Source organism: Vibrio sp. CK2-1 (assembly GCF_021726515.1).
GTDB lineage: Bacteria > Pseudomonadota > Gammaproteobacteria > Enterobacterales > Vibrionaceae > Vibrio.
The window spans coordinates 265893-290301 of sequence record NZ_JAKKCJ010000001.1; the positions used below are offsets into that span (position 1 = coordinate 265893).

At 43.1% G+C, this 24409-nt stretch carries 18 protein-coding genes; 9 read left to right on the forward strand and 9 right to left on the reverse strand.

Annotation, left to right across the window (positions count from 1 at the left end):
* Nucleotide 1: 1 nt before the first annotated feature.
* Entirely contained in the window at nucleotides 2–685 is a 684-nt protein-coding gene (locus tag L3V25_RS01165) for a DUF2057 family protein (RefSeq protein WP_237293682.1), read from the forward strand.
* Between the two features lie 122 nt (nucleotides 686–807).
* On the opposite strand, the gene L3V25_RS01170 is transcribed toward L3V25_RS01165, so the two are convergent.
* Together L3V25_RS01170 and cra are read right to left on the reverse strand one after the other, a co-directional pair.
* Nucleotides 808–2136, reverse strand: a complete 1329-nt coding sequence (locus tag L3V25_RS01170; RefSeq protein ID WP_237293683.1) for a DEAD/DEAH box helicase — start codon at nucleotides 2134–2136, stop codon at nucleotides 808–810.
* Between the two features lie 99 nt (nucleotides 2137–2235).
* Nucleotides 2236–3231 carry a catabolite repressor/activator gene (gene cra, locus L3V25_RS01175; protein ID WP_237293684.1) on the reverse strand — a complete coding sequence of 332 codons (996 nt, stop codon included), beginning with the start codon at nucleotides 3229–3231 and terminating at the stop codon, nucleotides 2236–2238.
* A gap of 324 nt (nucleotides 3232–3555) precedes the next feature.
* Here cra and fruB point away from each other — a divergent pair, with 324 nt between their 5' ends.
* The 4 genes from fruB to L3V25_RS01195 all read left to right on the forward strand — a co-directional run bounded on the left by fruB (nucleotide 3556) and on the right by L3V25_RS01195 (nucleotide 9293).
* Entirely contained in the window at nucleotides 3556–4689 is a 1134-nt protein-coding gene (gene fruB / locus L3V25_RS01180) for a fused PTS fructose transporter subunit IIA/HPr protein (protein ID WP_237293685.1), read from the forward strand.
* 10 nt (nucleotides 4690–4699) lie between these two features.
* Complete coding sequence (gene pfkB, locus L3V25_RS01185) at nucleotides 4700–5683, forward strand: 1-phosphofructokinase (protein ID WP_237293686.1); 984 nt, start codon at nucleotides 4700–4702, stop codon at nucleotides 5681–5683.
* 20 nt (nucleotides 5684–5703) lie between these two features.
* Nucleotides 5704–7455: a PTS fructose transporter subunit IIBC gene (gene fruA, locus L3V25_RS01190; protein WP_237293687.1), complete on the forward strand. Its 1752-nt coding sequence runs from the start codon at nucleotides 5704–5706 to the stop codon at nucleotides 7453–7455.
* A gap of 158 nt (nucleotides 7456–7613) precedes the next feature.
* The gene (locus L3V25_RS01195; protein ID WP_237293688.1) at nucleotides 7614–9293 is read left to right on the forward strand and encodes an RluA family pseudouridine synthase; all 1680 of its coding nucleotides are present in this window, start codon (nucleotides 7614–7616) and stop codon (nucleotides 9291–9293) included.
* Between the two features lie 72 nt (nucleotides 9294–9365).
* Here the strand turns inward: L3V25_RS01195 and L3V25_RS01200 are convergent, their stop codons facing one another.
* The 4 genes from L3V25_RS01200 to L3V25_RS01215 all read right to left on the reverse strand — a co-directional run bounded on the left by L3V25_RS01200 (nucleotide 9366) and on the right by L3V25_RS01215 (nucleotide 16612).
* The gene (locus L3V25_RS01200; RefSeq protein ID WP_237293689.1) at nucleotides 9366–12902 is read right to left on the reverse strand and encodes a hypothetical protein; all 3537 of its coding nucleotides are present in this window, start codon (nucleotides 12900–12902) and stop codon (nucleotides 9366–9368) included.
* A 372-nt stretch (nucleotides 12903–13274) separates the two neighbouring features.
* On the reverse strand, nucleotides 13275–14399 hold the full coding sequence (gene gcvT / locus L3V25_RS01205) for a glycine cleavage system aminomethyltransferase GcvT (RefSeq protein WP_237293690.1): 1125 nt from the start codon (nucleotides 14397–14399) through the stop codon (nucleotides 13275–13277).
* A gap of 42 nt (nucleotides 14400–14441) precedes the next feature.
* Nucleotides 14442–15803, reverse strand: a complete 1362-nt coding sequence (locus L3V25_RS01210) for a sodium:alanine symporter family protein (RefSeq protein WP_237293691.1) — start codon at nucleotides 15801–15803, stop codon at nucleotides 14442–14444.
* Between the two features lie 218 nt (nucleotides 15804–16021).
* Nucleotides 16022–16612 (reverse strand): XRE family transcriptional regulator, encoded by a 591-nt coding sequence (locus tag L3V25_RS01215; RefSeq protein ID WP_193000114.1) that lies wholly within the window; start codon nucleotides 16610–16612, stop codon nucleotides 16022–16024.
* A 429-nt stretch (nucleotides 16613–17041) separates the two neighbouring features.
* Here L3V25_RS01215 and gcvH point away from each other — a divergent pair, with 429 nt between their 5' ends.
* Together gcvH and gcvP are read left to right on the forward strand one after the other, a co-directional pair.
* Entirely contained in the window at nucleotides 17042–17422 is a 381-nt protein-coding gene (gene gcvH, locus L3V25_RS01220) for a glycine cleavage system protein GcvH (protein ID WP_193000077.1), read from the forward strand.
* A gap of 207 nt (nucleotides 17423–17629) precedes the next feature.
* Complete coding sequence (gene gcvP, locus L3V25_RS01225) at nucleotides 17630–20509, forward strand: aminomethyl-transferring glycine dehydrogenase (RefSeq protein WP_237293692.1); 2880 nt, start codon at nucleotides 17630–17632, stop codon at nucleotides 20507–20509.
* Nucleotides 20510–20620: 111 nt separating this feature from the next.
* Here gcvP and L3V25_RS01230 read toward each other — a convergent pair whose 3' ends face one another.
* On the reverse strand, nucleotides 20621–20863 hold the full coding sequence (locus tag L3V25_RS01230) for a BrnA antitoxin family protein (protein ID WP_237293693.1): 243 nt from the start codon (nucleotides 20861–20863) through the stop codon (nucleotides 20621–20623).
* The gene (locus tag L3V25_RS01235; protein ID WP_237294321.1) at nucleotides 20850–21113 is read right to left on the reverse strand and encodes a BrnT family toxin; all 264 of its coding nucleotides are present in this window, start codon (nucleotides 21111–21113) and stop codon (nucleotides 20850–20852) included. The genes L3V25_RS01230 and L3V25_RS01235 overlap by 14 nt, the downstream gene beginning before the upstream one ends.
* 220 nt (nucleotides 21114–21333) lie before the next feature.
* Here L3V25_RS01235 and L3V25_RS01240 point away from each other — a divergent pair, with 220 nt between their 5' ends.
* A complete protein-coding gene (locus L3V25_RS01240; RefSeq protein ID WP_237293694.1) occupies nucleotides 21334–22683 on the forward strand; it encodes a HipA domain-containing protein in 1350 nt (449 codons plus the stop codon).
* Nucleotides 22680–23168: a helix-turn-helix transcriptional regulator gene (locus tag L3V25_RS01245; RefSeq protein ID WP_237293695.1), complete on the forward strand. Its 489-nt coding sequence runs from the start codon at nucleotides 22680–22682 to the stop codon at nucleotides 23166–23168. Before L3V25_RS01240 ends, L3V25_RS01245 begins: the two co-directional genes overlap by 4 nt.
* A 132-nt stretch (nucleotides 23169–23300) precedes the next feature.
* Here L3V25_RS01245 and L3V25_RS01250 read toward each other — a convergent pair whose 3' ends face one another.
* Nucleotides 23301–24338 carry a cytosolic protein gene (locus L3V25_RS01250; protein WP_237293696.1) on the reverse strand — a complete coding sequence of 346 codons (1038 nt, stop codon included), beginning with the start codon at nucleotides 24336–24338 and terminating at the stop codon, nucleotides 23301–23303.
* Nucleotides 24339–24409 lie beyond the last annotated feature (71 nt).

A 24409-nucleotide genomic window follows, 5' to 3' on the forward strand; every position in this document is an offset into this window, starting at 1 on the left:
AATGGCCCTGAAACGTGTACTTTTAAAACCAATAACACTTTGTGTCCTACTCGGCTTAAGTTCTTCCGCTTTAGCTAATGTTGTCATTAATATCCCTGCTGAAGTCGATGTATTAGCAGCCAATGGCCAAGAAGCAGAGATTGAAGGTGGTTTTTTCTCAAGCACTAAATCTATCACTTTACCGGATGGCGAAAACCAAATCGTGTTCCGTTACAACCCAGTATTCAAACAAGGTAACGACCAAACGACCGTTACTACTGATGCCATCATCACCAAATTTACTGCCTCAGACACTGAGTTAGATTTTGATCTTCCTAAATACCGCAATGCCGATCTCGCACGAGACTTTGACCGTAACCCAGATTGGAAATTGGTTGATGAAGATGGCAATGCTATCGAAGTGAAACAAGATAAGTTGTTAAAGCCGGGTGTTCAGCTTGGTCGTAACTACGATGAGGAATCTGTGGCTTACAACAAAACCGGTGGCGTAGCAGCTATCGCGCCAGCCACCGCAGCAGTAGCTACAACAGCCGCAGTCGCAGCAACTCCAGCCGAAGCCGCACCACAAATGCCGGCTAACAGCCAGTACAAAACCACTGAAGAACAAATGCTGCACTACTGGTATGACAAAGCCGACAGTGAAACTAAGCAACGTTTCCTACAAGCGATTATTCAAGCAAAATAATCTGGTATAGAGTTAGCTAAAAATATCTAGCAATAAAAAAGGGCTTATCTGCCATTTCTAGTTAACGTAGAATTTCTAGTTAAAAGCAGATAAGCCCTTCTTTTATTTGGTTAATTCAAATCTTATTCATCATCAACGACGGGTTTCTTTTTCTTCTTGATCATGAATACTTGTTCACCAACATCAACATTCTTATAGAAGCTCTTATCGCGTTTCACTGGCTTCTTAGCGGTATTGGATTTCTTAGTTACTTTCTTCGTACTCGCCGCGCCTTTCTTCACAAAAGGTTTACGTGGCTTAATGCCTTTAAATTTACCTTTCAAGCCTTCAAGTACTGAGAAGGTCAAATCTTGCTGTAGGTAGGTTTCGACATTCTTAAAGCTCACCCAGTCTTTCGGGCCAACTAATGAGATTGCAGTACCTTTGTTACCAGCACGACCGGTACGACCCACACGGTGTACGTATTCTTCAGTATGTTTTGGCATATCAAAGTTAATCACGTGGGTCACGTTAGCAATATCCAGACCACGAGACGCAATATCGGTCGTCACAAGGATCTTATGAACAGCACGTTCAAACTGACTCATAATGTTATTACGCTGAGTCTGATTTAACCCACCACTTAACGCCACCGCTTTGAGCTGTTTCTCATTAAGCTTAATGGTTAAGCGTTCCGTATCACTACGGGTTGCGGTGAAGATAATCACTTGCTTGTATTCCGCTTCTTCAAGAAGTCGGTCAAGAATCGCTTCTTTATGATCGAGGTGATCACAAAGGTAGAATGATTGGTCGATATCTTTATGTTCTTCGGCTGATAAACCAATTGAAATGCGCTTTGGATCGCTAAGCATTTCATTCGATAATCCGCTTACTTCGGCGTGATCAAGTGTTGCTGAGAACATTAACGTTTGGCGACGACGGTGTTTAGCCGCGTTATGAATACGTCGTAATTCTGGAGCAAAACCTAGATCTAGCATGCGGTCGGCTTCATCAAGAATCAGCGTTTCAACCCCTTCTAAATATAAAGAACGATGCTCAAGGTGATCAGCTAAACGGCCAGGAGTTGCCACGATGAATTTCGGATATTTACGTAGTGCTTTCACTTGGTCATTAAAGTTTTCGCCACCAACAATCAAAGTGCCAGTGTAAGAAAGACCGCCAAGCATGGCTTTTAGCTCACCGAATACTTGTTTGGCTAGCTCACGCGTTGGAGCCAAAATCACACCACGCGGATCTTTAGCAGAAAGGGCTTTGGTTTTTAACGCTTTATGCAGCATAGGCAAAACAAAGGCTAATGTTTTACCTGAACCCGTCTTGGATGAAGCCAATAAGTCTTTACCTGCAATCGCAACAGGGATCGCTTGACGCTGAATATCCGTTGCTTGTGCAAAATTGTAGTGTTGTAGGTTTTTCAGTAGACGATTATCTAAACCAAGATCTTTAAACTGCAAAGGGGTGCTCCAAAAGAAATAAAAATAAACTCATGTGCATAATAGCATAAGGCTTCCGTGGCTCCCTCATACTTTTATTCTCAAATGATCTCAAGCCATTCAGACCACTCTATTTCTAACCTTCAACCTACGCGCCACCAGCTCAACTCCGGGCTTATAGCGTTTCGCTGAAGCGTTAAGGGCAAGCTCTAACGCGCTGTCGGCAATGGTTTCAAAACGTTGAGATAACGAGTTGATTTTTATCGGTAAGAAGTCCAACAAACGATTATCACCATAAGTGGCAACCTTAATTTTGCTCATTAGCTCTGGGTGTTCGAATAACACATCAAGCACGCCTTCTAGCAAAGTATACGAGGTAGTAATGATCGCATCTGGCATAGTGCCTTTATCTAGCCACTTTTGCATCGCTGCTCGACCAGCTTGAGAATTAAACAGCGCGCCATACTCAATATGGGTTTCTAAAGGCTTATTATGTTGACGAACGGCCGCTTCAAAGCCAAGTTGACGCTCTTTCGATATATTCAAATCGGGCAACGCACCAATTAACCCCACCGAGGCAACATCATCAAATAATACCGAAGAGGTTAAGCTCAAAGCACCCTCAAAATCTTCACTGATCACACAGCTAAAATATTCATCATCTAATGGTCGGTCGAGCGCAATCACAGGAATGCCGCGCTTTTGAATACTAGTGTAAAACTCATTGGCGTCTGGAATAGAACTTGCGACAAATAACGCATCAATTCGGCGACTGACTAAAGCATTAACCACTGACTTTTCAGTTTCAGGATCGTCATCAGAACTCCCTATCAAAATTTGATAGCCCGCCTGACGAGAATTAAATTCCAATAATTTAGCAAGACGCGCATAACTGTTGTTTTCTAAATCAGGGATCACAAGCCCAAATGAACGGCTTTGCCCGGCACGTAAAGAAGAAGCGGCATGATCTGGTTGATATTGATGTTCTTCTACTACCGCCATTACTTTTTGCTGAGTTTTCTGGCTAATCCGGTATTTGGTTGCCTTGCCATTAATGACATAACTGGCGGTGGTTTTTGACACGCCTGCCAGTTTGGCTATTTCATCAAGTGTCATCTGGTTAACCCCTTTCACTCACGGTTCTGTGCACTGGATCAAAAATCTATCGTTCCGATCATTATGTTATTTGAATTATAAGCTGAATCGATTCAGTATAAAAGCTGAAAGGATTCAGCAAATTTGAAGTCTGGTCACATTAACTAAAAAATCTCTTATCTACTAAGCTGTATAAATAAGAATTTTTAACCCTAATTGAAGACAAGACATGATTCGCTGAATTTTTTTACCAAACTGCTGAATCGATTCAGCTATATAGAATTAGAGAGCAGGACTATCACAATATTGATAGATATCGGCTCCCAAACCAACAGAGGCACGACAATGCTTATTTTAACACCTCAAGAAGTGACGCTTGCTCAAACAGCATCAGACAAGACTGCAGCCATTAAAAATATTGCCGCCACATTAACTCAGCAAGGTTATGTGGAATCAGGCTATGTCGAAGGCATGCTGACTCGTGAAGGCCAGTCTTCAACCTTTTTAGGTAATGGTATCGCCATTCCACACGGCACGACAGATACTCGTGGCCTAGTGCAAAAAACCGGCGTGAGCGTGCATCACTTCCCAGAAGGTGTGGACTGGGGCAATGGTACGGTTTATGTGGCGATTGGTATTGCTGCAAAATCTGACGAGCACTTGGGCATCTTAAAACAGCTGACTAAAGTACTTTCTGCCGATGGTGTTGAAGCCGCGCTGAAAGATGCCAAAACCGAGCAAGACATCATCAATGTGTTAAATGGCCAAACTCAACTTACTGCAGATTTTGACGCTTCATTAATTCAATTGAAGTTTCCAGCCAGTGATATGCTGCAAATGACCGCCGTCGCCGGTGGCCTACTTCGCAATACAGGTTGCACAACTGATGAGTACATTTCAGAGATCATCACCAAAACGCCAACCGACCTAGGTAACGGTCTATGGTTAATCAGCGGTGGTACCGGTGTTAATCGCTCTGCGATGTCATTTGTTTCAACCGCTAATGATTGTGAATTTGAAGGCAAACCAGTCAAAGGGTTAATTGCTTTTGCCGCTTGTAATGCCAGCCATAAACCACTGCTTTATAAACTGACTCAATTGATCTTATCTAAGCGTCAAAATGAGATTTTAGAGGGCGATAGCAATCAACTACTTGATCTATTCGACCTATCTGAAAAAGCACCAGAAATGAGCGAAGAAGCCGCCAATAGCGCGATATTTAAAATCAAAAATACTCACGGTTTGCACGCTCGCCCTGGTGCGATGTTAGTGGCCGAAGCTAAGAAGTTTGAATCTACGATTCGCGTTGAAAACTTAGATGGCGAAGGCGGCAGTGTGAATGCTAAAAGCTTAATGAAAGTTATCGCATTAGGGGTAAAACATGGCCACCGCCTGCAATTTACTGCTGATGGCGCTGATGCAGAGTTAGCACTGACTTCGATTGGTAAAGCGATTGAATCAGGCCTTGGTGAAGGTTAAGGAAATAGCTATGTCTATCAAACAAACGTCATCCAAAAAAGTCGTCACTATTACCCTAAACCCAGCGCTCGATTTGACGGGGCACTTAGCCGATAACCTCAATGTAGGTAGCGTTAGCTTAGTATCGAGCAGCACATTGCACCCTGCTGGTAAGGGCGTAAATGTCGCGAAAGTGCTTTCTGATTTAGGTGCTGATGTCACGGTTACAGGCTTTTTAGGTGCCGATAACCAAGAAGCATTTTGTCAGTTATTTAAAGAGATTAATGCTAGCGACCGTTTTATTCGCGTTTCTGGTGCCACTCGCATCAATGTCAAATTGGTCGATAAAGCCAGTGAGGTAAGTGACATTAACTTCCCGGGTGTAGAAGTCGATCAAACCGCAATTGAAGCTTTCGAAACCACTCTTGATGAGCTTGCACAAGATCATGATTACTTCGTGATGGCTGGTAGTCTACCCCGCGGTATTAGCCCAGAGCTTTGTGCCAAGTGGATTGAATCACTACACCAGAAAGGTAAAAAAGTGATTTTTGATAGTAGTCGACAAGCGCTAAAAGCAGGGCTGAACTCTCATCCGTGGCTCATTAAGCCCAATGATGAAGAGCTTTCAGAGCTGATTGGAAAAGAGCTACATAGTATCGAAGATTGCCAGCAAGCCGCACAAACTTTGGAATCAAAAGGCATCGATAACATTGTGGTATCCATGGGTGCTAAAGGCGTGATGTGGTTAAACCAAGGTCAATGGCTACAGGCGGAACCGCCTCGAATGGAAGTGGTGAGCACAGTAGGTGCTGGTGACACTTTGGTTGCTGGATTGACTTGGGGACACCTGAATCAAGATTTGGATAAAGACAATTGGCCACAAGAAAAAGTTTTAAGCTTTGCCACGGCATTGTCGGCACTCGCTGTCACTCAAATTGGCGTTGGAGTAGCTGATCTTACTCCCGTGAACAACCTACAACAAAAAATTCGCATTAAAGCGACCTCTCGTATATAGAAGAGATAAGGGAATTACCTATGAATATTGCCATTATAACTGCATGCCCAAGTGGCGTTGCCAACAGCATTATCGCCGCAGGTTTATTAGAACAAGCCGCGAAAGATCTAAACTGGAATGCCACCGTAGAATGCCAGTCGAGTGTGATTCCACATCAATCTCTGACACAACAACAAATTGATGATGCAGAAGTGATTGTCATCGCGGCGAATACTGCTGTTGATACCACTCGCTTTACTGGTAAAAAAGTTTATCAAGGCGACATTAATACGAGCCTAAATGACACTCAAGCTTGGCTAGAAAGTGCAGTTAAGCAAGCCACGCTTTTAGAGCAAGGTTCAGCCCCGGTTGCGGAAGCATTATCTAGCTCAGAAAACCTATCAAACTCGAAAACAGCCAAAATCGTTGCGATTACTGCTTGCCCAACAGGTGTTGCTCATACCTTTATGGCAGCCGAAGCACTAGAAGAAACGGGCGCCAAACTTGGTCACCAAATTAAAGTAGAGACCCGTGGTTCCGTTGGCGCAAAAAACCAACTAACAGAACAAGATATCGCAGAAGCGGATCTGGTGATCATTGCAGCCGATATCGAAGTTCCACTGGATCGTTTTGCAGGCAAGCCTCTGTATAAAACCAGTACCGGCCTAGCCTTAAAGAAAACCGAACAAGAGTTTGCCAAAGCCTTTGAGCAAGCCACTCCGCATCAAGCTGGTCAACAATCAAGTTCTTCTAGCGCTTCTTCAGAAGAAAAAGCTGGCGTCTACAAACACTTAATGACCGGTGTTTCTCACATGCTTCCATTAGTAGTTGCCGGTGGTTTGGCTATCGCGCTTTCATTTGTGTTCGGTATCGAAGCCTTTAAAGAAGAAGGCACACTAGCCGCAGCCTTAATGACCATTGGTGGTGGTTCAGCCTTTGCATTAATGATCCCGGTTCTCGCTGGTTTCATTGCGTTCTCCATTGCCGACCGCCCGGGTTTAGCGCCTGGTTTAATTGGCGGTATGCTTGCTAGCTCAACTGGCGCAGGCTTCATCGGCGGTATCATTGCCGGTTTCCTAGCGGGTTACGCGGCTAAATTTATTGCTGAGAAAGTGAAACTGCCGCAATCAATGGAAGCGTTAAAACCAATTCTAATCATTCCATTATTAGCGAGCTTGTTTACTGGTCTTGTGATGATCTACGTCGTTGGTGGCCCAGTTTCAGGCATCATGACTGCAATGACCGAGTTCCTAAACAACATGGGTTCAGCGAACGCAGTACTACTCGGTATTATCCTAGGCTGCATGATGTGTTTCGACCTAGGTGGCCCAATCAACAAAGCGGCTTACACATTTGGGGTTGGTCTATTAGCATCGCAAACTTACGCGCCAATGGCAGCGGTAATGGCGGCAGGTATGGTTCCAGCGCTAGGTATGGGTCTAGCGACATTCCTAGCCAAAGATAAATTTGCTCAATCTGAACGTGAAGCAGGTAAAGCATCATTTGTTCTTGGTCTGTGCTTTATCTCAGAAGGGGCGATTCCATTTGCCGCGAAAGATCCAATGCGCGTTATCCCTAGCTGTATGGCGGGCGGTGCATTAACCGGCGCTCTATCTATGCTATTTGGTGCAAAACTAATGGCACCACACGGCGGCTTGTTTGTACTACTTATTCCAAATGCGATTTCGCCAGTGCTTTTATACCTTGTGGCAATCATTGCCGGTACGGTAGTAACTGGTGTGACTTATGCCTTCTTGAAAAACAAGGCTGAAGCTAAAGCAGTTACAGCTTAACTGCTTAGCTTAAAGTCTAACCATCACTTTACAGTGTAAACCGCGACTCATATTTTATGGCTCGCGGTTTTTTATATCTCGTGTCTCGTGAGAGCTTGGTTGGTATTCCAATATGAAACCAGTACAATTGCCCCGTTTACTTAATTCGAGCTGCTGCCATGTCTTGTTTCACCCCTTTTACTGCTGATATTTCTGATATCGACCTACCAGAAAAATTCACCTTTCCATTTTGCTATGAGCCACATCCATTAAGCCAAATTGCCGCCAAGCAACTACAGAAGCATTTAGAGTCGCAAACTAATTGGCAACATGACTTTGGCTTTGAAGAAAGCAGCACAGAAGCGGGAAAAATGTTTGGAGTCTTGGTCGTCAAAAACACTCAAGATGAACTGGGCTTTCTCTCGGCTTTTTCAGGAAAACTTGCTGATCAAAATCATCTCGACCATTTTGTTCCACCAGTGTTTGATATGCTCACCGAAGGCAGCTTCTTCCTTGAAGGCACTGCGCCGATTAATGTGATAAACCATAAAATCAAACAGCTTGAAGCGGAGCCTAAACTCGCTTTATTGCAACAAACTATTCGTGATTTTAAGCAGCAAGCCCAACAAGAAATGGAAGCATTGCGCCTTTCTATTGTCGAAAACCGCAAACGTAGAAAAACATTAAGACAACAAGCAGAATCCAGCCTACAAGGCAATGAACTACAAGCTTTACTTGCGGATTTAGGTAAACAAAGCGTGGCTGAAAAAGCGCAACAAAAGCACTTAAAAGCGCATTGGCAACAGCAAATAGAAGAAGTGGAACAGCAACTACAACAAAAAGTGGCTATGATCGAACAGTTAAAACAAGATCGCAAACAACAATCGGCCAAGCTACAACGAGAATTATTTGCTCAGTACCAATTTCTCAATCAAGATCAGCAATCCAAATCGCTACTGGATATTTTCGAGACGACTGCCAACCCGACTCCACCAGCCGGCTCAGGTGAATGTGCCGCGCCTAAACTTCTACAATATGCGTTTGCTCATCGCTTTACGCCTATTTGTCTGGCTGAATTTTGGTGGGGAGCCTCACCAAAATCGGAAATTCGTCAACATAAGAAGCACTACCCGGCTTGCCAAAGTAAATGCCAGCCTATTCTTTCTCACATGCTAGAAGGTATTGAACTTGACGAAAATCCTCTGCTTAAGAATCACGCGGAAGGCCAAGAGATCGATATCATTTACCAAGATGAAGCGATAGTGGTCGTCAATAAGCCAGCGGAATTTTTATCGGTACCCGGCGTTAATGTGAAAGATTCTGTCTACACTCGCTTGCAAGCACTCTACCCTGATGTAGAAGGTCCGTTTGTACTGCATCGCTTGGATATGTCGACGTCTGGATTACTGGTTTTTGCATTGACCAAACGCGCTAATAAAAGCCTACAAAAGCAATTTATTACCCGTGGTGTCGAAAAAAGATATGTCGCCCTACTGGATGGAAAATTATCAGAAACTCGTGGCGATATTGATTTACCGTTGCGCGGCGATTTAGAAGACAGGCCAAGACAAATGGTGTGTTTTGAACATGGCAAACCAGCGGAAACCCATTGGCAATTAATCGAAACACTAACCATTAACGGCTTGGGAAAAAGTAAAGTTTACCTCTACCCTAAAACCGGTCGAACCCATCAATTGCGAGTCCATTGTGCCCATCAAAATGGTTTAAATATGCCAATCACAGGTGATGACCTATATGGAGAAAAAGCCAACCGCCTGCATTTACATGCACAACAATTGGCTTTTGATCACCCTTATACCAAAGAAAGAATGGTATTTGAGGTAGAGGCTGGGTTTTAATTCATTCCCATTCAGATAAAAAAACGCTCACTTGAAATCATCAAATGAGCGTTTTTATTAATCTACACTCTATCAATTAAATGAAAGTGTAAAAGTATCATGGCCTGTATATTGACTGCCACCTGTACGGATAAAGAAATTACCTTTCGCTTCTGGGTCTCCATCGGTGTACCCATCATGATATACCACTGCAGTATAATCACTGGAATTTAAACTTTGAGAAGCAAGTAGTTCACCCAATACTTCACCAGAAAAAATATTCATTTTTAAATATTTTCCTTCTTCTGGGCCATAAGTTAGTTCTTCAAAATGAGCCTCATCATTCGTAGCGGCTTGTTGGAAAGCGGTACGAGCTTCTTCACTACTTGGCATCAAATACACATTAGCAAACATCCCACCGCTCACAGAACTCGCCGTACTAGTCATAGTAAAGCTAAAGTTTTCAAACCCAGTTAATGGCGCACTAGTTGGCATCAGATAATAAAACCACACTGATTGACCATTCGCCTTTACCGTGATCTCGTCAGGATTACCATAGCCACTGATCGTCGCACCAGTTTGAGTAGCGGTAGTGAAAAATGGCTTACTATTAGTCAGCTTATAAAAAGGTTCAAAAGAATAATGAGATAGAACAACTTTATCACCACTATCAGCATAAATTGAACCTCCGATACGAACAAAGAAGTTACCTTTAGCTTCTACATCACCATCTAATGCTTCTGGAGCATCATAAAATGGCAGAACGTTGAAATCAGAACTTTCCAGACCTTTACCATAAAAAACGCTTCTTAAAAGGGTCTGATTGGGTACCGTTAACACATAAATAGAACGACCATCTGGTAGAGTGCTCCAGCTAGGCTTGCGCACTGGCTCTCCTGCACCTGAAGGAAGAGCGTCCAATATATTTAACTTATCTTCACTCAGATCAGGCACTGATGTTAGATACACATTGGCAAAGGTATTGGGCGTTGGAGTATTGCCATTTTCATCTGTTGCAAAGAAGATGAAGTCTGCAAAATCCGTTAGCGGTTGCTCACGATCAATCGGCGTATAAGCCCAAACTGAATCGCCCCCTGTGGTAATTTCTACTTCTGCGTTTTCTTTCACTTCAACAGTCGCATTAGTGACCGCTGCTGTGGTCATAAATGGCGCACTATCAAGAGTTAATTGATGTACAGGTGTAAAACCATAGCGAGTTAGATAGATATTTTGGCTATCGGTATAACCGGAATCACCAAAGCGTACAAAGAAGTTACCGCGTGCTTCTGGATCACCATCACCCACTTTATCTTCCGTTTCTGTAGCAGGGAAACCTAAGCTATCAAAATAAGGAATAACCACAAAGTCAGATAAACTTAGTCCTTTCGATTTCAGCAAACTAGACAGGCTTTGACCACTATCTACGGTTAACACGAAAGTATTATTTTCTCCTTGTCCCCATTGTGTATTACGAATATCCGCTGAGTAAGATACAACTGCTTGCGCTTCAATTTTATCAACCACATCCGATGACGAAGGCTTCACATACACATTAGCAAAAACCCCTCCACTCACATTGGCATCATTTTCTTCATGAGCGCTAAACAAGAAGTCACCAAACTCTTCTAATGGTGTTTCTTGATCAATTTGGCTATACATCCACACTGAATCGCCATTCGTTTCAATTAGCGCATTACCGTAAGGCAAGAGACTGACATTCGCGTCTGTTTGAATAGCAGAAGTCACAAACTTAGTCCCTTCTTCCATCAACTGGTAAGTCGGCTCAAAACTAAAGCGGTTTAATGCAATCTCATCGTAGCCAGTGTAGGTTGAGCCACCAAAACGTAAGAAGAAGTTACCTTTAGCTTCATAATCTCCATCATATTCACTAGGTGCGTCATGATAGACAGGCACAATAAATTTAGATTTATCGATATTATTCGCCATCAGTAAATCATTGAGTGATTCGCCCTGGTATAAACGAATTTCAACAACCTTATTTGGGTCTTCATATCCTTCTGGTCCATAGTCTTTTATTATAAAGTGTTTATCGTCTGTACCAGCAGCTATTTGAAACTCTTCTAAACCGTCTGTTTCCGGCTCAACAAGCATATAAAGGTTCATAAAGGTTTGAGCATCGCTTGTTGCATCAAAAGAAACATCTGGGAAATCAGCAAGGGATTGTGCTTGTGTCATAGGCAGATAAACCCACACGGAATCACCATTAGCTTGGGTCGTCAGCACGCCTCGTTCCACAACAGGTTGCTCAGTGGCACCGACAACCGTTAATTGCTTATCGTAGCTACGAAGGTTAACGAAATAGTTTTTATCGAGTGGTGAAAGATCTGCGTTATCACCCACACCATCACCGTCGGTATCAGCGGTTTCTAACGCATCCGATGGGAAGACATCTTCATTATCACCCACACCATCACCATCCGTATCAGCGGTTTCTAGTGCATCGTATGGGAAGACATCGGCATTATCACCCACACCATCGCCATCTGTATCAGCAATTTCGGTCGCATCATCGGGAAAGACATCGGCATTATCACCCACACCATCACCATCGGTATCAACAGTTTCAGACGCGTCATCTGGGAAAGCATCCGCGTTATCACCTACACCATCTTTATCAGTATCGAGCCATTCACTTGCGTTTTCTGGGAAGGCATCTCCAATATCACCAACGCCATCACCATCCGTATCTTTCGTTTCATTCGCATCTTCTGGGAAAGCGTCAGCGTTATCGCCGACGCCATCACCATCCGTATCAACCCATTCAGTCGAATCATCTGCAGCAAAATCAAAAAAATCAGCAACGCCATCGCCATCAGTATCGGTCACGACATCCGAATCTTGGGTAAATATTGGTTCTTGAGATTCAAATGACTTATCAGGATCTTGTTTAATTTCAACTACTTTCTTTTTGATAAAAGCATTAACTGCCGCTGCTTTTTTACTAAAATCATTCTTGTTACTTGTATCTTTAGCAGCCTCTTCTAATTCATCGGCTGACTCAGGGAATACATTGGCAGCAACCAAATTCTGAGAAACATAGATCATATCTGAATGACCTTTCTCAATAAAATCACCTAATAATTCATCTTCGGATAGGCCTAACTGAGAAGAAATAGTAGCGATCGCTTTTTGTTTTTTCTGTTCAATTTGTTCCGCAGTATCACCATCTGCTGCACTTTGCTTAATAAGAATATCAACTAGGGTAGAAAGAGGGGTAACCGCTGACTCGCCAGGAGGAGCTGACATAACATAAGCTTTCTCAACAGCCGTGCCATTAGGGTTTTCATCCGTAATGGTATCTTCATCGACGGTTTCGCCTTTTATTGCTTGTACGATAACTGAGTATTGCTCTGGATTATCAACCTCTGAGGTATCTAAATCCGCTTTACCACCTTCTCCTGTTACCGCTGATGGTTCCCCAATATCTAATTGAAAATTACCATTAAGATCGAGCCACACTTGTGCTCCCCGTAAATAACCATCAATTGCAGTCACACTATAACTTGAGCTTTCTGTGCCTCCGCTATCTTCCGTATTACTGTCGCTATCATTACAAGCGGTTAGACCCGTTAGCATTAAAGCAACAGCAATCGCCGATTTTTTGTTCATACCCATATCCTTACATTTATTATTGACATACTTATCAGCAATCTATCACCAAGATCAATACGTCAATAAACTGTCAAATGTAAGTCAAATCTTACAAAAAATATCATTAATGAGACTGCAGTCATGAAAAAACACATTTTCATTGATCTTTAACACAATCATTATCTAGCAGTAAAAATGAAGTGACGAGAAAGGTATTAAGGTAGGGAATGTTTCCAAGACATGAACATCATGAGGGGTTATTAAGCTCAAATATTCTCTTTATTCTGCTTATTATTTCGCTGGAAAATGACGAAATAATTAATAAATGGCAATAAAAAACCAGTAACCGTTGTGGCTACTGGTTGTATTTTTTAACTTAAAAATTAAATATTAACCGCGATAATAACGCTGTGGTACGAACGGCATTTTTTCGACTGTCATTGGTAATTTCTTACCACGTACATCCGCAAAAATCTCAGTACCAATTACTGCAAACTCAGTGGCAACATAAGCCATAGATACTGGCTTACCGGCAGTTGGTCCGGCAGTACCGCTGGTTACAATGCCGATTTCATTATCTTGCGGATCAAATAGCTTACAACCTTCGCGCACTGGCGCTTTGGTTTGTCCCACTAAACCAACACGCTTACGAGCAACGTCTTTGGTTTCGATTTGCTTTAAGATGATATCTGCACCTGGGAAACCACCAGCACGTTCACCATCGGCGCGACGTGGTTTGCTGATGCCCCACAATAGGCTTGCTTCAACTGGTGTAGTGGTCGTATCAAGATCATGACCATATAAGCACAAGCCACACTCTAAACGTAGTGAGTCACGCGCGCCTAGGCCTATCCATTCTACTTCTTCGCAAGCCGTCAGCTTATTCGCCAATTCTGCCGCTTTATCACTAGAAACTGAAATTTCATAGCCATCTTCACCGGTGTAACCTGAACGACTGACAATGCATTCCACGCCATCGATATCAATGACTTGCACATCCATAAACAGCATCTCAGCCACTTGCGGTTGAAAACGCGCTAACACCTCTGCGGCTTTCGGGCCTTGCAAAGCTAGCAATGCGCGATCTTCAATTACTTCAAGCTCGACACCTTGTGGTAGGTTCGCTTGTAGGTGAGCAATGTCTTGCGCTTTACACGCCGCATTGACTACCACAAAAAGATGATCACCAAGGTTTGCCACCATGAGATCATCCATGATGCCGCCTTGCTCATTGGTAAAGAACGCATAACGCTGTTTACCCGATGGAAGATCGATAATATCAACCGGTACTAATGCTTCTAACGCCGCCGCAGCACCTTGCCCTTTTAGGCGTAGTTGCCCCATATGGGATACATCAAAAAGACCAGCCGCATCACGAGTATGCAAGTGTTCCTTTTTTACACCAAGCGGATACTGAACAGGCATATCGTAACCTGCAAACGGCACCATTTTGGCACCAGCTTCAAGGTGAACCGCATGTAACGGCGTTTTCAAACATGTATCTTGATCGGTCATTTATCCTCCATCGGGCTTTCGCCTACTGCAACCTCTGATCGATTAATCAGTGGTTTCTTTGATAGTGACATCTTTCCCTGAGAAATAGTCACGAGTTAATTTAAATACCACAGGGCTTAGTAACACCAAGGCAATTAAGTTTGGAATCGCCATCATTGCGTTCATGGTATCGGCCAGTAGCCAAATAAAGTTTAATGAGCTCATCGCACCAACTGGCACGGCAAGTACCCATACAATACGGAACGGTTTAATCGCTTTGGCACCAAATAGGAACTGGACACATTTCTCACAATAGAAACTCCAACCCAAAATAGTAGTGAAAGCAAAAATAGCCAACGCGATAGCCACAATCACATTACCAAACGAGAAAGTACTACCAAACGCACTTGAGGTTAGTGACGCACCTGTTTCACCCGACATCCATTCGCCAGATAAAATGATCGCAAAACCGGTAATTGAACATACGATGATGGTATCAATGAAAGTACCGAGCATCGCAACTAAACCTTGTTTCACTGGGTTCTTAGTTTTTGCCGCTGCGTGAGCAATCGGCGCAGAACCTAGACCGGCTTCATTGGAAAACACACCACGAGCCACACCAAAACGAATTGCTGCCCAAACCGCTGCACCAGCAAAACCACCTTGCGCTGCCACTGGGCTAAAGGCACTTTCGATGATCAAAGCAAACGCGGCTGGAATATCGGAAATATGAGCAACCATTACCCCTAAACCGGCAACGATATAAAACAGCGCCATTAGAGGAACCAGCTTACCCGCTACTTCAGAAATACGTTTGATCCCACCGATTAGAACCAGACCAACCAATAGCATCAACACCACACCAGTGATCACGGGAGAAACGCCAAAGTTGCTATCTAGTGCATCTGCAACCGAGTTTGCTTGTACACCATTACCAATACCAAAACCGGCAATCGCGCCGAATACAGCAAATAAGGTACCTAACCAAGCCCATTTTTTCGATAAGCCGTTTTTAATGTAATACATCGGGCCACCGACATAATTACCGTGCTCATCTTTTTCACGATAGGTTACCGCACATACCGCTTCTGAATATTTAGTTGCCATACCAACTAACGCAGTACACCACATCCAAAACAAAGCGCCCGGACCACCGAGTGCAATGGCCGTTGCTACACCGGCAATATTACCGGTACCAATGGTGGCAGAAAGCGAGGTCATTAAGGCATTAAATGGCGTAATGTCCCCTTCCGACGAACTAGTCCGCCCATTCCATAACAACTTAAACCCTTGCGGCAGTTTTAAAATTGGCATGAATCTTAGACCGAGCATTAAAAATAGCCCGACACCTAAAATCATCACCAACATTGGGACGCCCCAAACGACCCCATTAACAGCAGAAATAAAATTGGTTAACGCTTCCATGTGAAGTCCTTTCTCTTATGATTATTCACTTATGCCCGCTTATATCCACATGACTTGGGGATATAAGAACACAAATCGAACCAGAGCCATGCAAAAACCACTCCATAGTGCATGCTCTAAACGAGTTCATCATAAGCTTGAAAAAACGATCGCACCTAGTAAGAATCATAAAAGTGTGAAAAAACACTCAATTTTGTAACAAATAAACAACATTATGCTTATTTAGCGGTGACCCATAGTATTAATGCATCGTCATCACTAACAGAAATCAAGGTGTGCCCCATACTGGCATCGTAATACACGCTATCACCTTGTTTTAATTCAACCGGTTCATAAAACTCACAATAAAACCGCACTTCCCCTTCCAACACGAGCAAGAACTCTTCGCCATCGTGACGGATCCATTCCTGATAATCATCGAAGCTACGTGAGCGAATTCGGCTTTTAAAGGGCACCATTTTCTTATTGGAAAGTTGAGTCGCCAATAATTCGTGCTCATAAGTCGTGGTAGGGTGAGGTTTACCTTCACCCGCTAAAGTCACGTCACGTCGACCAACGGCGCTAGCTTGTTTTGGTGGCTCAAAAATTTGCGGGATCGGCATGTCCAATCCAGTGGCGAGTTTTTGCAAAGCCTGAAAAGTTGGAGAAATTTGTTCATTTTCGATTTTAGATAACGTCGAACGCGCCAACCCTGTGCGCTTACTTGCTTCCTCTAGTGTTAACCCCATTTGCAAGCGAATATCTTTCAAACGCTGCCCTAGATTCAATGGAGTTAAGGTTTGATCAGGATCGTCTGACTGAAATGTCATCTGTTTATTTATTAATTCCTTTTTTACACTCACCGATGTCCCCTATCGTGTGCTATCCCTTTTTCGCTGCCTTAAAATCTAGAATTCCAGCAGATCAGGCAAACGATTGCTTAAACAGTCTACCGATTCAAAATATCAGATTAAAGGGAAACTATTTCCTAAAAGGTGCGGTAGGTAACAAAAATGGAAATCTTGTTTCTTATAGGAAACTTTTGGTTGAATAATCGACTTGTGAAAAGTATGTTATGGGTAATCGCATGCAAGAATGGTAAAGGCTTGAAAGGAAATATTTCTCGTCAACTTCCATTCTTTTTAAATACACATTCAATGACTACACTAATTAACGCTTTCGTCTTGCCAACCTAAAAGCAAACGATTGCGCAATAAATCATTGATTAGAAAAACTTTCTATTTTTAGGAGCAAATAAAATGGACATGACTCTAAAATTTACCGAAAGCCACGAATGGGTTCGTGATAATGGTGACGGTACAGTAACCATCGGTATTTCTGAACACGCTCAAGAAATGCTAGGCGATGTGGTTTTTGTTGATCTACCAGAAGTCGGTGACACCATCGATGCCGGTGATAGTTTTTCTTTAGTGGAGTCGGTGAAAGCAGCGTCTGACATTTATGCTCCTGTGACGGGTGAGATCGTTGAAATCAACGAAGAACTAGAAGACAGCCCAGAGCTTATCAACAGCGAATCTTATGAAGGCGGCTGGATTGTTAAAGTGAAGCTAGATGACGCCTCTGAATTAGATAACTTGCAAGGTGCGGAAGATTATCTGGCGAGTATTGAAGAAGACTAAAAGATAGTTGCGTTTCTCGAGTCTCGGGCGCTTTGCTGCTCGGGGCTCGGAAAAGATGGTTACGAGATCCGAGTGCGCTTCGCTTCGAGTTGCGAGGAAAAAGGGTTTCGAGACACGAGTAACGATAAGCGCAGCGCCCGAAAATCGAATCTACATTCAAAAAGTCAGCCTTTATTCGCTGGCTTTTACTTTAATTCAGGTAACACCATGACTAATCTAATCAATGATTTATGTAACAGCCAAGAGTTTATCGGTCGCCACAATGGACCAAACGCTAACGATCAACAAGCCATGCTCGACATCATTAATTCATTAAGTGATAGCAAGGCGGATTCTCTTGATCAATTAATCGAACAAACTGTTCCGGCTAACATTCGCCTACAAGCGCCTATGAACTTAGACGCACCAATGAGCGAAGCGGATATGCTGACCAAAATGAAAGGCATTGCACAACTAAATAAAGTGCAGCGTACTTTCATCGGCCAAGGTTACTACAACACTTTCACACCTAACGTTATCCTACGTAATGTGCTTGAAAATCCAGGTTGGTATACCGCTTATACGCCTTATCAACCAGAAATATCTCAAGGTCGTTTAGAGTCTCTACTCAACTACCAACAAATGGTGATCGATCTAACGGGCATGGATATCGCCAACGCTTCTCTTCTTGATGAAGCCACCGCAGCCGGTGAAGCACTGACTTTATGTAAACGTGCTGGTAAGAGCAAAAGTAACGTGTTCTTTGTGGCTGATGACGTGCATCCTCAAACCATTGAAGTCGTCAAAACTCGCGCAGAATTTATTGGCTTTGAAGTCATGATTGGCAATATTGATAGCCTACCTCAACAAGATGTGTTTGGCGCACTACTTCAATACCCAAATACCACAGGTGAAGTTCGCGATTTAACTGCTGTGATCGCAGCGGCTCAAGCCAATAAAACTCTAGTGACGGTTGCCACGGATCTACTGGCTTCTACCCTATTAAAACCAGCGGGTGAAATGGGTGCTGATGTAGTAATTGGTAGCGCGCAACGTTTCGGCGTACCCGTTGGCTACGGCGGCCCACACGCAGCGTTTATGGCAACTCGTGAAAAACACAAACGTACTATGCCAGGCCGTGTAATCGGTGTGTCTATCGATAGCAAAGGCAAGCAAGCACTACGCATGGCAATGCAAACTCGTGAGCAACATATCCGCCGTGAAAAAGCGACGTCAAACATTTGTACTGCTCAAGCATTACTTGCCAACATGGCTTCTTTCTATGCGGTTTATCATGGCGCAGAAGGTCTACGTACTATCGCGCGTCGTACTCACCACTTTACCGCGATCCTTGCGGCTGGCTTGCAATCAGCCGGTCATAAGCTAGTACACGATACTTTCTTCGATACCATCACAGTCGACAGCCAAGAACAAACCGAGCGTTTATACCAAGCGGCGCAACATGCGGGTATTAACCTACGCAAGCTACCATCGCAAATTGGTATCAGCCTAGATGAAACCACCAAAGCAGAAGATATTGAAGCGCTATTTGCTGTGTTCTCGGTAGAAGGTAATGTAGAAACGTTCTCTAATGATATTGCTGCCAATGAGTTCGGTGCGATTCCAGCCGATTGTCAGCGTACAAGTGAATTCTTAACTCACCCAGTGTTCAATACCCATCGTAGCGAAACCCAAATGATGCGTTATTTGAAGAAACTGGAAAACAAAGACTTCTCATTAACGCACGGCATGATCCCTCTAGGCAGCTGTACCATGAAGCTCAACGCCGCTGCTGAGATGATCCCAGTGACTTGGCCTGAGTTTGGCGCAATCCACCCATTCGCACCATTAGATCAAGCTGCAGGCTACACAGCCCTTGCGGATTCTCTGAAAAAACAATTGTGTGAAATCACCGGCTACGATGAATTTTCTCTACAGCCTAACTCTGGTGCTTCTGGTGAATATGCGGGCTTAATAGCAATTCAACGCTACCACCAAAGCCGTGGTGAAGGTCATCGTAATGTTTGCTTGATCCCAAGTTCTGCACACGGTACAAACCCTGCAACCGCTTCTATGGTTTCGATGAAAGTAGTTGTGGTGATGTGTGATGAATACGGCAACATCGATATGCAAGATCTTGCTGCCAAAATCGACAAACACCATAGTGAACTTTCGAGCATTATGATCACTTACCCATCGACTCACGGTGTGTATGAAGAACAAGTGCAAAAAGTCTGTGACATGGTGCATGCGGCAGGCGGTCAGGTTTACCTTGATGGCGCCAACATGAACGCGCAAGTTGGCTTAACCAACCCAGGTGTGATTGGTGGTGATGTTTCGCATTTGAATCTTCACAAAACTTTCTGTATTCCACACGGTGGCGGCGGTCCAGGTATGGGTCCAATCGGTGTGAAATCGCACCTTGCGCCATTCTTACCAGGCCACATTGAAAATGGCGTTGAAGGCAAGGACTATGCAGTATCAGCAGCAGATTTAGGTAGTGCTTCTATTCTGCCAATCTCATGGGCTTATATCACCATGATGGGCGGTACAGGTTTAACCGAAGCCACTAAGATTGCAATCTTAAACGCTAACTACATCATGGAACGTCTACGTCCACACTATCCGGTACTTTACCGTGGTCACAATGGCCGTGTCGCGCACGAATGTATTATTGATATTCGTCCGCTGAAAGACGCGACTGGCATTAGCGAAGAAGACATAGCAAAACGCTTAATGGACTACGGCTTCCACGCGCCAACCATGTCATTCCCTGTAGCGGGCACTTTGATGGTTGAGCCAACGGAATCAGAAGACAAAGCCGAGCTAGATCGCTTCTGTGACGCCATGATCGCCATCCGTCAAGAGATGGACAAAGTACAGCAAGGTGAATGGCCACTCGACAACAACCCGTTAGTCAACGCGCCACACACTCAAGCAGACTTAATGAGCGACACTTGGGATCACCCATACACTCGCGAACAAGCTTGCTTCCCATCGGCTCAAGCAAAAGATGCCAAATACTGGCCAACCGTCAACCGTGTCGATAATGTCTACGGCGACCGTAACTTGATTTGCTCATGCCCGAGTATTGAGAGTTATCAGTAAGGGTTTATAAAAAGCTGAAATGAGAAAAGCGAGTACTGAGAAGTGCTCGCTTTTTTGTTGGGGTTTGTGAATTAGGGAAGAAGAAAATTTAAATGTTGGTTAGTCAGCCGTTCAGTTTGAAGAATGATGATGGGCTACATTTTCAAGTCTTTCAGCTAGCCAGATCTTAATAATTGACTGGCGTGTAACACCGATTCTACTTGCCTCACGATCTAGGGACTCTAACATCCACGCTGGAAAATCAACATTTACTCGCTTTTGTTTTTGCATCGGACGCTTAGCTTTAGATAAATCTAAATCACCTAAAATGTCATCATCACTTTCAAATTTGGCGTCAAACTCATGCGCTTTCATATAAGTTTACCTCCGCTTTTCGTGAACGCCGGATCGAAATGATCCTAATATTTGTTCCACGATATGTTATTACCCCAGACCAATGCTTACCGTCTAACATACCAATGATTAAGTACCTAGGTTCATCGTGTGTATTAGCAGGAATTTCGATAAGATCAGAATCGTTCCACAAATCTTGAGCTGCATAGAAATCGATTCCATGTTTCTCAAAATTTGATCTACTTTTTTCATCGAATTCAAATCTAATAATGAGTAAGATCTATACCCTTTTTACTCATTCTGCAACTCTAGAGTTTTTATTACAACGGCCTTTTCAGACGTAAAAGCCCCCAAGTCTCACAGCATAATAATGAGAACTTAAGGTTACATATACATATCAAAACCCAATATATTGACTACTTTAAGTTACACAATTTGAATAAATGGTCATTTGTGAGTAAAGTAGTACATATAATAGTTTGGAGATTGTTATGGAATCACTCACGATACAAGCCTACATACTCGGAACATGGTCTGATATTGCTCAAATTACTTTTCCTAAAAGTGATCAAGGTGATTTCATCACGACAGAAATCCATTATCAAAACGAATATGCACTCGCTCACTTCGAAAAAGATGACATGCATGCCGTTTCAATTAATTACCCGGTTAATTTCTTTTTTGATGATATGGGACGTTCAGGCTGGTTGAGATTTCTTGACGACATTATGCCAAGCGGTGCAAGTCGACGTTTTTGGGTCAAACAACTTGATATTGAAGATCTCTCTATTGAACAGCAAAACCTCATTCTGTTGAAGTATGGCACTATCTCCCCTGTTGGTAACCTAAGAATAAAAGAATCCCTACCAGAGCGGACTGAGAAGTCAGATTCGCTCTTGTTTGCAATTAGTGATGTTATCGACCGTGCCAGTGACTTCTTAGATTATGCACAAGAAAGAGGTGCCGCGGCTGGCGGTGCAACCGGGGCTGGTGGTGAAGCGCCCAAATTATTACTACGTTGTTCTCACGACGGTAAAATCTGGATTGATAGCTTTCAAGACGAGATAACGAATCAAGATTTACACTATTTAGTTAAATACCCTAGAGGTACCCGAGGGCAAATAGATTGCAATATTTTACGCGCTGAATTTTATTATTACCATGAACTAACAAGCCTAGGCATCGATACCATCCCTATTGAGCCTATGCGGCTGGAAGAAGGTGCCAATTACCCTTCTCTTTGGCTACCAAGATTCGATGTATATATTGATGATGAACAGAATATTCAGCGTTATTCTATGGAATCTGTTTACTCCATTTTGAATAAAGGGCCTGGCAGCCTTCTCGACCATGAAGAGACAATTCGGCAGCTGATTTATAAAATCACGAATAGTCATATGGTTACCAAGCAAGGATTTCAATTTGACGTTCAAGGTTTTGTCATTGAATGGGTAAAGCGAGATTTGCTCAATATTCTATTTGGTAATAGTGACAATCATGGGAGAAACACATCCTTAATTAAAGGCGACGGTTATATCAAACTGGCCCCAATTTATGACTTTGCACCAATGAAAGCCGACCCTGATGGCATACCAAGAACAACCAAATGGAAATCACCTATAGAAGTCGGTGGTGAGTATGATTTTGATGGTATAGCAAATTCATTATCAGATTTAGTCCCTAAAGAAACATTATTAAACGAACTTAAAGAACTAGCAAAAAACTGCCTTGCTTTAAAAGAAAGGTTAGAAGAAAGAGGCGTACCAAAGCAGATTTTAGATATGCCAGCCATTGGTATGGATTTCATTGCTATAAAACTGACAAAATGGGGGCTAGTATGAGTGCTAACAAAAAAAACACCCACGATTCAAGTAATTCATCAGCAGAATCAGCGCATGAGGCTATCGCTAGACTTCGCTCAAAAAATCAACGTTTAAAAACGACAGGGCAGCCACAGCCTCCCATTAATAGCTCAATTGAGTACGTTGAAACAGAGAAAAAGAGAGCGTCTAAACACGCACCATCAATACCTGCATCAGAAAGGCAGTACAAAATAAGTGAAGTTATTCGAACCTTATTAATGGGTGAGCTAACACAAGGACAAGCCCTTAAAGAACTGCGGATCAGTGTATTAGGTGTTAAACAGGATACATTCTCCAAGATGGTTGGTGTTTCAAGAAAAACCATATCTGAGATAGAGAATGACCGTGGAGTTTTTAAAACAGATATTCTTGATAAAGCGTTTAAGCCTTTCGGACTAAAAGTAGGATTAGTTCCGGTTTCGAGCAGTCTGCTGAATTACGTGCTTGGTAGTCATGATGACTAGCTGAATCTGAAGCATTTAAAAGCGAGCATTCCAATTGAAGTGCTCGCTTTTGCATTGCTCGGGAATTCTAAAGGCACCAACAAACGGAAGTCTCCATTTAAGTGATGAAATACACCCAAAATCCCCACTAACTCACCCCCATTCCAACTGCTGCAATTTATGCTCTACCAACAAATCATCTGGTGCGATCTTCTTTGCCACTTCTAAAAGCTTTAACGCATCTTGCGGGTTATCTTGTTGATGTTTCATTGCAATATCTACCAGTGGTTGAATATCAATGGTCTTCTTATGTTCTTTGACGTGGGCTTTTTTCTCATCAATTAACACATTATGCGCGGTGCTCAATAAACCTAAACGATGGGAAGAGTTTGCATTGGCTTTATTGAGGCAATCGTAGTAGTCCTCTTTTAGACGCAAGGTTTTGGTTTGATGGCGAAACTGAGCAATGTCGATCTGTTGGTGGCGAATAAAATCCACCGCGACTTGCTTATAAAAACCAAACTTATTGAGGTAGGTAACGTGAGTGCCGTGACCCATACCGAACACTCTTAAATGCGTCAGTTGTGGGTATCGCTTAGCGTGTAGGCGGTCGATTTTATTGGTTGGATCATAAATGATGTAGCCTTGTGCATCACCAAGATCTAAATCGTGGTAATCCCCTTGCCAATCAAATTGTTGGGCGATGTCGGTACTGCTTCTATCATCCCAAGGCACGAGATCTTTATTTTTGGTACTGACAGGATGAAACAGCAACACTTGATCCAATTGCAGCAATTTTGCGAATGCGCCAATGGCAAAACCACCGCGGCTAAGCCCGTAACCTAGGCGAGACTCAAACGGCGCTAACAAGCTAGATAATTGCTCTAGGAAAAAAATTAAATTACGGCTACGAAACCAATTACTTTTGCCTAGATGCTGGAAGGATATGATATTCACATTTTGCTTTTGAGCGAGGCTGTAACCCCAAGGTGCAAAGTCTGAGTGTAAATCTTGTTGCTGTAGATTGGTGCCAGCAGGCGAAAAGGTGAACAACAATGGTTTGTTTAAATCGACAAACTCATATTTAACAAAAACATCGTCTAGTAAGTCTTCTCCTGTTATTGGTAGCCTCGCTTGTTGCTCTTGTTTATCCAGCGTAAACCATTCATCCAACCAATACAGTAACTTCATTTATCCTCCATCTAAACTGCCATAAGCAATTGTTTTAAATTTATTTGTGTCGTATTTCCCATATAAGGGCG